The following is a 12,282-nucleotide window of genomic DNA, read 5'->3' on the forward strand; positions in this document are numbered from 1 at the left end:
AGAAACAAAAGACCCGCAGAGTTGCGGGTCTTGAAACGTTGTGGGTTGTTCATATCCACAGCCCAAATCAACCAAACAGCTTGCTCCAGATGCTTGGGTTACGTTTGTCGTGGTACTCTTCTCGCAAGCTATCAATTTCACGCAATTGCTGTTTGGCTTCAGTTAAATTACCAGCATCCAAATCAGCTTCGATTTTATCGAGCGTTACCGTTAATTTGTTAAAGCCTTCCAGATACGTATCAAACTTTTCTGGCGGGTAGTTACCGCGTTTAGATTGCTCAATGATCGCTTGTAAACTATCAATAGCTGCTTTCATGGTTTCAACATCCGACGCTTCGGCCGCTTGTTTGAAATCCATCTTCATTTGTTTCATGTTCTGTTTTAGATCGACCGCTTCCGCCATTGCGTAGCTTGAGCCCAACGCAATCGCACACCCTAAAACTAAAGGACGTAACATCTTCACTTCTCCATTTTTAGTGCCGAATTCTGTGTCGGCTCTGTTTATCACCATCATCCTTCATTCAGGATGGTTCGGATAGTTAAGCTACGCAGTGTAAAGGAAACGCACTAAGGGTGCATTAGCAAAATGTAATCAAGTTTATGCGGTAAGCATTTCATCATATTCTGCAATTGGCTCTCGCCCGCGAAGTTCCAGGAACGACAAGAACTGCTTAGCCGAGTGTGTAATGACGTTCTCGCTCTTAATATCCACTCGGTCCATCAGTTCACCCACTAGATCGAGATTACCGACATCATGGCAAAAATGTGCATCGCTGCCTGTCGTAAAGAAAACCCCCACTTCTTTGCCTATTTGGGCGATCTCATGACAACGGTCGACACTACCAACGCGGCTATTCCCTTTCAGAGTCGTGTTGTTAATCTCTATGGCAACGTTATGCTCTTGCGCGCATTTCAAGACCGTTTCAAAATCAAAGTCAAAATTAGGATTACCCAGATGCCCAAGCGCATCGACTCGACCACTTTGGATAACATTGAGTAACGCTTCCGTATGGGTTTCTCGATTCGACGGACTAAATACTGGCTCATGGAAACTGGCAATCACCCAATCAAGATTACGATCAACGCTCAAAGGGATATCAATATCGCCTTCAATATTAAGAATGTTGGCTTCAACGCCACGAATAATGGCAACACCTTCGAGATAACGAGGCAGGATTTTTTGGTTGGAGAAGAACCAGTAGTGAGGCGCACCCGGCATTGATTCTGCGTGGTCGGTAGTGCAGAACATAACGAGCCCGTTCTCTTTTGCCGACTTAGCGTTTTCAATCAACGTACTATAAGCGTGGCCGCTGGCATACGTATGTGTATGGGTATCGACCTTAAATTCCATCATGTACTCTCTTAGATTTGCAGGTTTTCAGGTATTGTATACCCAAATGTTGTCAGTATGCAGGGCATAAAACCTCAACTCACCATACCTTGTTACTATCAGCATCACACGCTCCGCTTTAGTAACGCCCGCCCATTACACTCGTATGAATAGTGATACAGGATGGAAGCAATGTTGTGCTTGTTGGAGTCTTGACTAAAGTAAATACAATAACGCTAACAATAAGGATAAGGTTATGAGGTTACATCATGCTTTGATCGGGGCTTTCCTCATTTTGCCTATAACGACTTTCGCAGATACGGATACCAATCTCTCAGAACAAAATATATCGACTGCGATCATTGGCGGTGAGCCTACCACTTTGAATCAACTGCCATTTTTTGCTCGCTTGATATTGCATAAGACTGGGTCTAGCGAGTTCGCTAATATTTGTGGCGGCTCTATTGTGAATGATCGCTACATTTTAACTGCCGCACACTGTGTGGAATCCAATGTATTCACTGATGGATGGAGCACTGACGATTTACGTGTTTTAGTGAAAAACCCGACCATGGATGACGTTTATGTCTCCGAATTTAAAGACGTTCGTAGAATTACCATTCATCCAGACTATAACGCGAATACATTGTGGATTAACGATCTGGCCTTGCTAGAACTCTCCCGACCAATCACGGACAACGTGCAATCCATCACTTTGCCACAAGATTTCGGCGATTACAGCGATGCGTCGGTTTATCAAATATTTGGCTTAGGGCAAACCTCTACCACAGATACTTCGGGACCAACCTCTTTGCGCTGGGCAGAAGTCGACCCACTGACTGACTCAGAGTGTGAGGCATTAGTAACAAACTTCAACTCTCAAGAAAGTTTGTGTGCAAATGGCTTTGTTGGCAGGGAATATACTGGTATTTGCCGTGGTGATTCCGGCGGACCACTTACCTACGTTGATAGTAAGGGTATGTATCAACAAATTGGTATTGTCAGTTATGGTTCATCTGTTTGTGAGTCTGCCGCCATACCAAGTGTGTTTACCGAAATTCTTAACTACACATCTTGGATTGAACAGCAAACCAGCTCTGGCGTAAAAACCAGTTATGACGCTGAGTTAGCCGCAACCGAAGATTACCACAGTGAAGGTGATTCTCAGGTTTTTGAAGAAGACAACAACGATGATGGAGGCAGCGGAGGTGCATTCGGGGCTGGCTTGTTGATGATAGTTGGCTGGCTTGGCTGGATACGCAGACGTCACTCTGACAACAAATATGTATTGAGATAGCCAAAGCTCAGACAGTAGCGCTTCACCCGGTCTGTCTTACCAAAAAGAAAACAGCCTCCACGTAATGAGTCATTGGAAGGCTGTTTGTCTTCTAGCGACGAATGTAAATTGCAGTCGTACTTGCGGCTTTGCCTTCAGGGATTCGAAAGCCCACTTTTAACATGGTATTGTGCAAAACTTTGTTAAATAGCTCAAACTCCACCGTCTCTTTTACTTGGTTGAGTTGCTGCGTTTTTAACTCTGGGAATCTGGTTAGTGCTTCTTTTTGTATGTTTTTCAACTCTTCGGTATTAATGCTTTGTTTACTTAACAATTTATTCCCGATAAAGCTTTCATAAGCACGAGCACATTTCATCAATCGCAAAACAAATTCATTCATTGTTGTCTTTCTTTTTCGCTATAGCCTGACGTTAAGAACACGTGTTTATATTGTGTTCCAGCCTTCCGACAAGATAGCAAGAAGCAGCACTAGAGGCGTGTAGGAAAACTCCTAACTGAGTGAAAGAAATTACGGACTATTCATTTTGTATCAATCAGTTAACAAATGCTCCACATTTATCACCAATAATTGATTGAGTGATAGTTTTGTCATAGATATAACTATAAACAGAGCCTCAGAATATTGTTCAAGACAGATATAACTAATCACATAATCAACTAATTGAACAATTAACTTTATCGCTACACTCATTCTATGCCCCCAATTTAAGGATCGAAAATGTTCACTTTTTTGCTGACCGTTGTTGTGATGTTCGCCTTTGCCGCCAATTCACTGTTAATCCGCGCAGCATTGGTAGATGGACTGAGCGATGCGGGAAGCTTCACACTTATCCGATTAATTTCCGGAGCGGTAACTCTCGTTTTTTTTCTCCTTATTACTGGAACTTGGCATTCAGAAAAGCCGACGAGTCGCTTTAAGGTGCTCGCGGGTGTGACGTTATTTGGGTATGCGGTACTCATTTCGTACGCTTATCTGAATATGAATGCAGGAACGGGCGCGCTACTCCTATTTGGGGCTGTGCAGTTAACGCTTTTGACTTTACATTGGTGGCAAGGGGAACGATTTAGAACTTTAGAAGTGATTGGTATTGCAGTCTCCATTCTTGGTTTCGCTTGGCTAATGCTTCCATCAGCGACTCGTCCAGATGTTTGGTCGACACTCCTAATGGTGATATCTGGTGTTTGCTGGGCGCTCTTTACTGCACTTGGCAAACATGCACCTTCACCAAGCAGTGGTATTGCATGGGGCTTTATTGCCGCCTCTGGGATTAGTTTACTTGTCTCCCCTTTCCTTCTCTCTTCGGTCAGTCTCTCCATAGAAGGCATTTCTCTAGCTATCACCTCGGGTGTACTTGCATCAGGGATTGGTTATTTACTGTGGTATCACGTAATGCAGAAACTGACCCTGCTTCAAGCTGCGATAAGCCAACTTTCGGTACCTGTTATTGCCTTGGTACTCGGATCTCTTCTGCTCAATGAATCCCTATCACTTCACTCCATCGTCACCAGCGCAATCATTTTAGGTGGTATCACGCTGGTTTTTTTATCTCGCGCGCAAAGCGCGAATAAAGAGTAATACAACCGACACAACTTAATAAAAAATAAAACTTTTCCTCTCAAAATCCCATTCATCATCTATCCTTTTTATAGGTGAGGAATAGATGACAATAGACAAATCCCCCCTATTTATTATCAGGCGGTTTATAGATTTAAGAAGTTTTGGCTAGGAAGTACAAGCAAATCTGTTTCATAAATAAGACCGCCAGTAAGTAGCGGTTTTGAGCATTTGTCCAATAACCCTAATGGTGACAAGGGTTACGGGGAAAATGGTCGCTTTATATGCATTTAGTTTTGACACAAGATTTACAATCCGCTCCTTTTTGCTCGCTATATTCCGCCAACCAAAATATAGTTAGAACAGTAACTCTACACCAACCTTTATTAATAAATTCATCAACTTGAAACGATAAGCCTGAGCAAACTTTGACTATGAATGACAAAATTAAATTTGCTATAAAAGTAGCGCTTAGCCTCACTTTGGCTTATCTGATTCCATTTGCTATGGGATGGCCGCAGGCGTCTACCGCCGCGACAACTGTGATGCTGATTGCCACAACAGGCAGTCGCCGAGAGTCTCTCGCAAAAGGCACGCTACGTGTCCTCGGTACCCTAGTAGGGGCAGTTGTCGGCTTGTTGCTAGTTGGACTGTTCGCACAAGATCGCCTGTTATATATGCTGAGTGTGTCACTCGTCGTTTCATTTATCTTTTATTTTCGTAACGCTTATCAAAAAGACCCTACGCTACTTATGCTGACCGGGGTGATGACTTTAATGATGTCTAACGGTGGTGATGCGGACGGTGCATTTCTTTATGGTGTTGATCGCGCCTACATGACCGTATTTGGCGTGGTGGTCTATACATTGGTCGGTACTTTTCTATTCCCAGTCAAAACCGAACAAAATCTACGTCAGCTTATTGAGCAGTTAAATCAAACTCAGCAAGCGCTATTCGCAACGCTTGTCCATAGCTTTGAACAAAATCATGAGCCACATCCAGACTCAGTCGATGGTTCGGAATCACCAGAGGAATCAGAACACAGGGCTTCTCAACTTAATATCGACAAGCTCACCGAAGAAATGTTTGCTGCGCAAAATAGTTTGGAGCAACGATTTGCAACCGTGAGTGTTGAGTGCAGTGACGTCTCCGCTTACTTACAAGAGTGGCGTTTGGCCGTTCACCTAAGCAAACAAATTACTCAGCAATTATCAGTTGCCGTGCATAGCCACTTTAGCCTGGAAGAAGATCGTCAATGCATCACTAACTTTGATGAAACGATCGCGGAAATAGAACAGTTATTCCATACCTGTCAGCAGGTCTGGGAAGACAATGAACACGTTTATCGCGCCAAAGAGTTTAAGGTTGAATACAATCAAGAATTGCTAGATTCAGCACCACATCTCACTAAAGGTTCGGCGATCACTTTAGGTTTTTTACTGGAGTCCATGCACCAGAACCTCTCACGCCTGGCTGAAAGCATTAGCTGTATTGACTCTGTGACTAACAACGTCTCGTTCCACGTTGAACTGCCAAAGTCGAAAGGCAGGTTCTTATGGTGGGATGCTGAAAACTTCAAAACAGCAGTCAAAACCTTCGTAACTTACTGGGTTGCCGGGCTCATCTGGATCTATTTTAACCCTCCGGGTGGCTACTCGTTTGTGATTTTCTCGACCATGTTCATGTCTTTGTTGTCCTTTGTTCCCGTGCATCCAATTGTGCTACTGGCGCTGTTCACCTTTGGTTTCCTGTTTGCTGTGCCATCTTACTTATTCATCTTGCCACAACTGGATCTCGGACTAGAGCTCGGTTTGTTTATCTTTATCTACACGTTTATTGGTTTTTACCTTTTCAATGGGCCGATAACGATTTTTTACATGGTCGGTCTGTTTGTCCTTGGGCTGGACAATAATATGTTCTATCACTTCGGCATCTTAATGACGATCATGACACTGTTTTACTTGGTCGTATTCATGATTATTTTTGCTCATTACTTTCCGTTCAGTTCAAGGCCCGAGCACCTTTTCTTAACCATAAAAGAACGCTATTTCCGGCATACACGCTCTCTGTTTGTCACCTATCAAAAACAATCCGATTCATTTTTCACACCACTTAAACGTGCTTTGCATTTAGTGACATTGAACGTGTCTGCGAAAAAACTCAAAGTTTGGGGGTCAAAAATCAACCACAAACATTTTGACCAAACCACACCAGAGGCTATCAGTGCATTCAGCAAAGCTTGTGATGTTCTATGCAGCCATATTAACGTGCTCATGGTTGCAGATAAAAAGTTGTTGGCTAACCCTCTGATAAACAAGCTTCGTCAACAACATCGTGACGCTATCATTCCTTCGATGGCTGGTGCATTAGCCAGCCACCAGATTACAGAAGAGCTCGACTCCGTTTTTAATCAGTACAGTCAGGATTACCAATCCTTCGAAGATAAACTGGAAGGTTTTTTTAATGAATTGGATTTATCTGACTACGCTTATTCAGAGATAGCTGGTTTTTATATCTTGCTGAATTTAAAACGGAACGTGTTCGAAGCAATAAAACATTGCAAGCAAACCTACGAGGATATCGATTGGGTGAACTTACAGCAGAAGCGGTTTTAAAGGTAGGGGTATGATGCTTCAAAAATTAACGAAACCAAGCCTCGCCATAATGACTCTGATTGGGCTCAGTGCGTGTACAACGGTGGGGCCAGACTATGTCCACCCACAACAAACGACTTTACCAAGTGATTGGTCGTTGCAAAAAGCGGTTCAGGATACCGTTCAATCTGAGCAAAAGGTACAACAGTGGTGGCAACAATTTAATGACCCGACGCTGAATCAATTGGTTGAACTGGCTAGCCAGCAAAACCTTGATTTAGAGGCGGCTGGGTTGCGTATTGTCCAGGCCCGTGCATTAGTCGGCGTCGCATCTGGACTTCAGTATCCGCAGGTACAAACCGTATCCGGTAATTTGGCGCGTGCTTACGTCAATGATCAGGGGCTCAATAACGCCGCGCTCACATTTGATGCGGCGTGGGAAATGGATATTTGGGGTAAATACTCACGAGGTATTGAATCGGTAGAAGCGGGTTACTATGCGACGATCGCATCTTACCACGACATTATGGTCACCATTACTTCAGAAGTGGTGCGCAATTACATCAACTATCGAACCTACCAAGAGCGTATTCTGCTCTCTAAACGAAACATCGAGATTCAAGAGCGCGTGGTACACATTACTCAAGTTCAATTTGACTCAGGTAACGTGACTGAACTTGACGTTCAACAAGCTCAAAACCAGTTGTACACCACCAGAGCGGCCCAACCGAGCCTTGAAATTGCGATGAAGCAGTCGCGTACCGCCATTGCGCTATTGTTAGGCGTACTACCAGAAGAAGTCGATGCAATACTGGCATCGAATGGGGTTCCTGAGCGTATTGCGGAGTACGAGGCGCAATTTAAATCGACTGGCAGAAAAACAGCTTTATCTGGCAATGACGAAAACTCTATTGTCCCGCGCCCACCACTTTTAGAGACCCAAATTGATGCGAACTTAGTCATGCGCAGACCAGATCTGCAAGTGTCTGAGATGCAAGCTCGCGCTCAGAGTGCCCAAATTGGTGTAGCGGAAGCGGCCTTGTATCCAAGTTTTTCTCTGTTTGGCTCGATTGGCATCGACAGTACCGTACCAGATGGTAGTAGCTTTAGTTTTAGTGACTCTCTCACGATGGTCGCAGGCCCTGCGTTTAGCTGGAACATTTTCCAATATGGTCGTGTGAAAAATAATATTCGTTTCGAAGATGCCAGCTTTCAGGAAACCTTAACCAACTACAACAAGAAAGTACTGCAGGCCGTTAATGAGGTCACCAACGCCTTAGAAGCTTATGACCTTTATTTACAACAAAAATCGCTACGTTTGCAGTCAGTAAACTCATCGATTCGTGCATTCAACATTTCGATGACGCAATACGAAAACGGTCAAATATCCTTTGAGCGTCTACTCAACTCGGTAGAGAAAATGACGCGAGCAGAAGACAACTACGCCTCGATTAAAGGCAGTGTCGCTAACCAGGTCGTGGCTCTGTACAAGTCCCTTGGTGGAGGTTGGCAAGCGCAAACTGGTAAGCCGTTCTTATCTGACGAGATTACTCAGCAGATGGTCGAACGCACCGATTGGGATGGGTATTTAGACCAAGAAAACCGTGTTCTACCACCACTTCCTATTGAAAGGGTTGATGAAACAGCGCCTAAAGGGGAGGAACCATAATGCCTTATGAACTCTCTTGGGGTGATGTTTACTTTTCCCCGCTACTGCTGGTGCTGTTTCTTGCGGTCACCGCAACCTGGATAACCGTGATCCTGTTAAACAAAACTAGGTTGTCTCGCTTTATCGCTTTTCCGTCGCTGACTTTCATTGCCATCATGGTCTTTTATGTGGTGGCGATAGACAGCTTTTATATTCAATTTTAGGTGCCAAACAAGATGAAAAAACTATTCGTAATTGCACTCAATCTTGTCATTCTTGGTGGCGCAGCTTGGCTCGGCTATCAAAAATATGAAGAGTATTTTAATAACCCCTGGACACGAGATGGGCAAGTACGTGCCAACGTGATCAAAGTCGCGCCTCGTGTATCCGGCCCCATTGTGAACGTTGCGGTTAAAGACAACCAGGAAGTCAAAACCGGCGATTTATTGTTTGAGATCGATCCAACCACCTACGAGGTTGCGTTATCACAAGCTGAAGTGGCGCTGGAAAGGTCCATCGTCAGCTCTCGCGGTAAGAAAATTGAATACGATCGCTTAACGGATATCCGAGCAAAAGACCGCGGTGCAGTCTCTCATAAAGATCTTATTCGCCGCGAGATCGCTTATGAAGAGTCTTTATTACAAATTAAGTCGGCGGAAGAGCAGTTAAAATCTGCCAAGTTAAATCTCAGCTATACCAAGATTTACGCGACTGTTGACGGGTTTGTCTCCAATCTGGACATCCGCAATGGTACCCAAGCGGTTGCCAACCAACCATTACTCGCGCTTATCGATAAACACAGCTTCTGGGTGTTTGGATTCTTCCGCGAAAACCAGTTGCAACAAATCGAGTCAGGTAGCAAAGCGCAAGTCACTTTGATGTCTCATCCAGATACGCCCATTGACGCAACTGTAGATTCTATTGGCTGGGGCATTGCGCCGAGGGACGGAACAGTGGGTTACAACTTACTGCCAAATGTGAACCCGGTATTCCAATGGATTCGTCTAGCACAACGTATACCAGTTCGTATTGCCATCAACGAATTGCCAGAAGACATTGAGCTTCGATTTGGACTTTCAGCCTCCATCATGGTGATGAAAGACTCAGCAGAAAACAATGAATAGCGACTAATTGAGAGAACCGCCATGGTCATTGGTAAAAAACTCAAAAACATTAATGAAGAAAACAACTTCTTCTATCTGACACTATCACTCATCGTTTTGTTGATTGGCGGTGCGTCCGCTCAAATGGTGAATGAAGGAGCCATAGAGCACATTCTACAGGCGTTTACGGTTATCACATTTATCGTCTGCTTCGCCAGCCTACGATTTGATAAAGCCTGGTCTCGATTCCTTTACACCCTTTTTGCTGTGTGGGTGTTTACCATCGTGATAAAAACGATTTTTCATATCCAAGAAATGAACGTAGTGATGCTCGCGTTAACCTTCGCGTTTTTCTTTGGCACCTTTAAATCTATTGCAAGACAAATCCTGTTTACTGGTCACGTCAACAGTAACAAAGTGATTGGTTCTGTTGCCTTATTCCTGTTGCTTGGTTTGATGTGGGCCATCGCCTACCTCATTTTGCTCGAGTTTTCACCACAGGCTTTCACTGGTATGGAGGCCATTTCCTGGGGACAAAACTTCTCCAATGCAGCGTATTTTAGTTTCGTCACCTTGACCACTCTTGGTTATGGCGACATCAGTCCTCTGACTCCGCTGGCTCAAGTCATCGTTTATTTAGAGGCCATCACAGGTGTGTTTTATATGGCTATTGTGGTTTCTAGCCTCGTCAGTTCCAACATTGATCATCAGGTAAATAAAAATGGATAAATTATCGGAAAGAAATGAAAGTAAGATTTTCATCAGTAATATGGTGGAATCGGCAATACGTATTGGCTTGATCTTCGTATTGTTTATGTTTACTTACGACATTATCAGGCCTTTCATCCTTCCCGTTATTTGGGGGGCAATCATTGCAGTTGCACTTTTACCCGTCACTAAAAGACTACAGCGAGCCTATGGCGGCAGACGAGGCTTGGCGGCGACCACCATTGCTCTGCTCGGTATCGCTCTGTTAGTGACTCCACTAGTCATGGTATCTGGTTCCATTTACGACGGTGCAACCCACGCACTGCAAGTACTTCAAAGCGGTGATGTCAAAATACCTGGGCCTAAACCATCAGTTGCAGACTGGCCTCTTGTCGGTGGTAAGCTCTATGACACCTGGACACTTTTCTCGACTAATTTAGAGCAAGCAATTCAAACCTTTATGCCTCAGATTAAGTCAGCATTGACTTCCCTGCTTGGCATGATGGGTGGTGCTCTAGGCAGTGTATTACTTTCTATTTTGTCTCTAGCTATTGCCGCTGGTTTTATGACTTACTCAGAATCATTGGCATCAGGTCTAACCACAATTGCAATTCGTACCGCAGGTGACAACGCCAAAAGCTGGGCGACACTGATTGCAGCAACCATTAAGAGCGTGCTACTTGGCGTTGTTGGTGTCGCAGCCATTCAAGCGTTGCTGATTGGTGCCGGTTTCTTCGTATTTGGCGTTCCTGCCGCTGGTTTGCTCACTCTAATACTCATGATTTTGTGTATCGCTCAGCTACCTGCCCTTCTTGCCGTGTTACCTGTGATTGGCTACATGTACATGACTCAAGACAGCACGACGGCGACCTTGTTTACCGTTTGGGCTATCGTTGGTGCACTTTCTGAAAACTTACTCAAACCAATGCTTATGGGACGAGGCGTGGACACTCCGATGCCAATTATCCTGATTGGAGCCATCGGCGGTATGCTTTTCTATGGCATCGTTGGCCTCTTCCTCGGCGCAGTTATCCTTTCCATTTGGTATGAGTTGTTCGTTTGGTGGCTACATTTTGAGAAAGCCCAACAGCAAGAGGAAATGGCTGAGCTACTAGAAGAGTCAGGTGAACAAAATGAGTCTGGCAACGGCTCAGGCATTTAAGTTCACTAAACCTTAACTCGACACTCAATAATAATACAAGCCGTTGCATTGCAGCGGTTTGTTTTTATTGCGGTCACATTTTCATTTTACTGCCGATGAAAAATGAAGCTAATGTTAAATTTTCATACTTATTACACTTGACTGTTGCAATCAAGCACATAACGATGCACTCTCGATGCTCACATAGTGCTTAGGATAAAAACAATGAAATTGATCAAGCCTTTAACTTGCGCGCTCGCTCTGGCAATGAGTAGCATGGCATTTGCTGACGTGACCGTTAGTGTTCCTGACGACGTTTCGGTACTCGCTGCAAACGGTGAAAAAGTGAAGCTGGATGGCAGCTTTTTTGCTTCTGAAAGAACCCTGACGCTACCTGATGGCGTTAACCAGTTGGTATTCCGATTTGCTCCGTTTTTCAACCAAGGTAATGACCGCATCAGTGTTGAAAGCGATGTTATCGTTACGAGCTTTACGGCTTCAGATTCAGAGCTGGCGTTACAACTTCCTGAGTACCGCGATATACGTGACGCAGAAGACAACATCAAAAACCTAGATTGGAAACTGGTTGATGCATCTGGCGACGCGATTGCCGTTAAGCAAGATAAGCTTATCAAAGAAGGTATGCAGATTGGCCGAGATTATGTTCGTGAAGTAGAAGATTACAATCGAACTGGCGGCGTGGCGGCAATTGCCGTTGCAGGATCGATGGTTCAGCCGATGACTTTACCTGCCGAAATCCCTGAGGATATGAAGCAAGCACGAGCGGCTGCAAAAGCAGATTCAACCGCAGAAGAAATGCTGCATTTCTGGTACCAAAAAGCGGATGCTGAAACCAAAGCTCGCTTCAAAGCGTACATCAACCAACAATAGCGTTTGGTCTGTCTC

General features: G+C 44.4%; 12 protein-coding genes. 9 read left to right on the plus strand and 3 right to left on the minus strand.

Going from position 1 to position 12,282, the window contains the following annotated elements; genetic code table 11:
- Positions 1–67 precede the first annotated feature (67 nt).
- The gene (locus L3V31_RS01555; RefSeq protein WP_237314136.1) at positions 68–457 is read right to left on the minus strand and encodes a cytochrome b562; all 390 of its coding nucleotides are present in this window, start codon (positions 455–457) and stop codon (positions 68–70) included.
- Positions 458–598: 141 nt separating this feature from the next.
- The gene (locus L3V31_RS01560) at positions 599–1,351 is read right to left on the minus strand and encodes a phosphatase (protein ID WP_237314530.1); all 753 of its coding nucleotides are present in this window, start codon (positions 1,349–1,351) and stop codon (positions 599–601) included.
- 235 nt (positions 1,352–1,586) lie between these two features.
- On the opposite strand from L3V31_RS01560, the gene L3V31_RS01565 reads away from it, so the two are divergent.
- Positions 1,587–2,627: a serine protease gene (locus L3V31_RS01565; protein ID WP_237314137.1), complete on the plus strand. Its 1,041-nt coding sequence runs from the start codon at positions 1,587–1,589 to the stop codon at positions 2,625–2,627.
- Between the two features lie 91 nt (positions 2,628–2,718).
- Here L3V31_RS01565 and L3V31_RS01570 read toward each other — a convergent pair whose 3' ends face one another.
- Positions 2,719–3,006, minus strand: a complete 288-nt coding sequence (locus L3V31_RS01570) for a hypothetical protein (protein WP_237314139.1) — start codon at positions 3,004–3,006, stop codon at positions 2,719–2,721.
- Positions 3,007–3,345: 339 nt separating this feature from the next.
- Here L3V31_RS01570 and L3V31_RS01575 point away from each other — a divergent pair, with 339 nt between their 5' ends.
- The 8 genes from L3V31_RS01575 (at position 3,346) to L3V31_RS01610 (ending at position 12,267) form a co-directional block, all read left to right on the plus strand.
- Positions 3,346–4,203, plus strand: a complete 858-nt coding sequence (locus L3V31_RS01575) for a DMT family transporter (protein ID WP_237314141.1) — start codon at positions 3,346–3,348, stop codon at positions 4,201–4,203.
- A gap of 413 nt (positions 4,204–4,616) precedes the next feature.
- Positions 4,617–6,797 carry an FUSC family protein gene (locus L3V31_RS01580; protein WP_237314143.1) on the plus strand — a complete coding sequence of 727 codons (2,181 nt, stop codon included), beginning with the start codon at positions 4,617–4,619 and terminating at the stop codon, positions 6,795–6,797.
- 10 nt (positions 6,798–6,807) lie between these two features.
- Positions 6,808–8,445, plus strand: coding sequence for a TolC family protein (locus L3V31_RS01585; RefSeq protein WP_237314145.1), 1,638 nt, complete (start codon positions 6,808–6,810; stop codon positions 8,443–8,445).
- Positions 8,445–8,648, plus strand: a complete 204-nt coding sequence (locus tag L3V31_RS01590) for a DUF1656 domain-containing protein (protein ID WP_237314147.1) — start codon at positions 8,445–8,447, stop codon at positions 8,646–8,648. Before L3V31_RS01585 ends, L3V31_RS01590 begins: the two co-directional genes overlap by 1 nt.
- Before the next feature lie 12 nt (positions 8,649–8,660).
- Positions 8,661–9,548: an HlyD family secretion protein gene (locus L3V31_RS01595; RefSeq protein WP_237314149.1), complete on the plus strand. Its 888-nt coding sequence runs from the start codon at positions 8,661–8,663 to the stop codon at positions 9,546–9,548.
- 21 nt (positions 9,549–9,569) lie between these two features.
- Complete coding sequence (locus L3V31_RS01600) at positions 9,570–10,256, plus strand: potassium channel family protein (RefSeq protein ID WP_237314151.1); 687 nt, start codon at positions 9,570–9,572, stop codon at positions 10,254–10,256.
- The gene (locus L3V31_RS01605; protein ID WP_237314153.1) at positions 10,249–11,397 is read left to right on the plus strand and encodes an AI-2E family transporter; all 1,149 of its coding nucleotides are present in this window, start codon (positions 10,249–10,251) and stop codon (positions 11,395–11,397) included. Before L3V31_RS01600 ends, L3V31_RS01605 begins: the two co-directional genes overlap by 8 nt.
- 204 nt (positions 11,398–11,601) lie before the next feature.
- The gene (locus L3V31_RS01610) at positions 11,602–12,267 is read left to right on the plus strand and encodes a DUF2057 domain-containing protein (protein WP_237314154.1); all 666 of its coding nucleotides are present in this window, start codon (positions 11,602–11,604) and stop codon (positions 12,265–12,267) included.
- Positions 12,268–12,282: the final 15 nt, after the last annotated feature.

It is taken from the genome of Vibrio sp. J1-1, from assembly GCF_021728395.1.
Classification (GTDB): domain Bacteria; phylum Pseudomonadota; class Gammaproteobacteria; order Enterobacterales; family Vibrionaceae; genus Vibrio.

Coding starts and splice junctions, on each gene's coding strand:
- L3V31_RS01585 (WP_237314145.1), top strand. CDS start 6,808: ATGATGCTTCAAAAATTAACGAAACCAAGCCTCGCCATAATGACTCTG.
- L3V31_RS01555 (WP_237314136.1), bottom strand. CDS start 457: ATGTTACGTCCTTTAGTTTTAGGGTGTGCGATTGCGTTGGGCTCAAGC.
- L3V31_RS01600 (WP_237314151.1), top strand. CDS start 9,570: ATGGTCATTGGTAAAAAACTCAAAAACATTAATGAAGAAAACAACTTC.
- L3V31_RS01570 (WP_237314139.1), bottom strand. CDS start 3,006: ATGAATGAATTTGTTTTGCGATTGATGAAATGTGCTCGTGCTTATGAA.
- L3V31_RS01560 (WP_237314530.1), bottom strand. CDS start 1,351: ATGGAATTTAAGGTCGATACCCATACACATACGTATGCCAGCGGCCAC.
- L3V31_RS01565 (WP_237314137.1), top strand. CDS start 1,587: ATGAGGTTACATCATGCTTTGATCGGGGCTTTCCTCATTTTGCCTATA.
- L3V31_RS01605 (WP_237314153.1), top strand. CDS start 10,249: ATGGATAAATTATCGGAAAGAAATGAAAGTAAGATTTTCATCAGTAAT.
- L3V31_RS01595 (WP_237314149.1), top strand. CDS start 8,661: ATGAAAAAACTATTCGTAATTGCACTCAATCTTGTCATTCTTGGTGGC.
- L3V31_RS01580 (WP_237314143.1), top strand. CDS start 4,617: ATGAATGACAAAATTAAATTTGCTATAAAAGTAGCGCTTAGCCTCACT.
- L3V31_RS01575 (WP_237314141.1), top strand. CDS start 3,346: ATGTTCACTTTTTTGCTGACCGTTGTTGTGATGTTCGCCTTTGCCGCC.
- L3V31_RS01590 (WP_237314147.1), top strand. CDS start 8,445: ATGCCTTATGAACTCTCTTGGGGTGATGTTTACTTTTCCCCGCTACTG.
- L3V31_RS01610 (WP_237314154.1), top strand. CDS start 11,602: ATGAAATTGATCAAGCCTTTAACTTGCGCGCTCGCTCTGGCAATGAGT.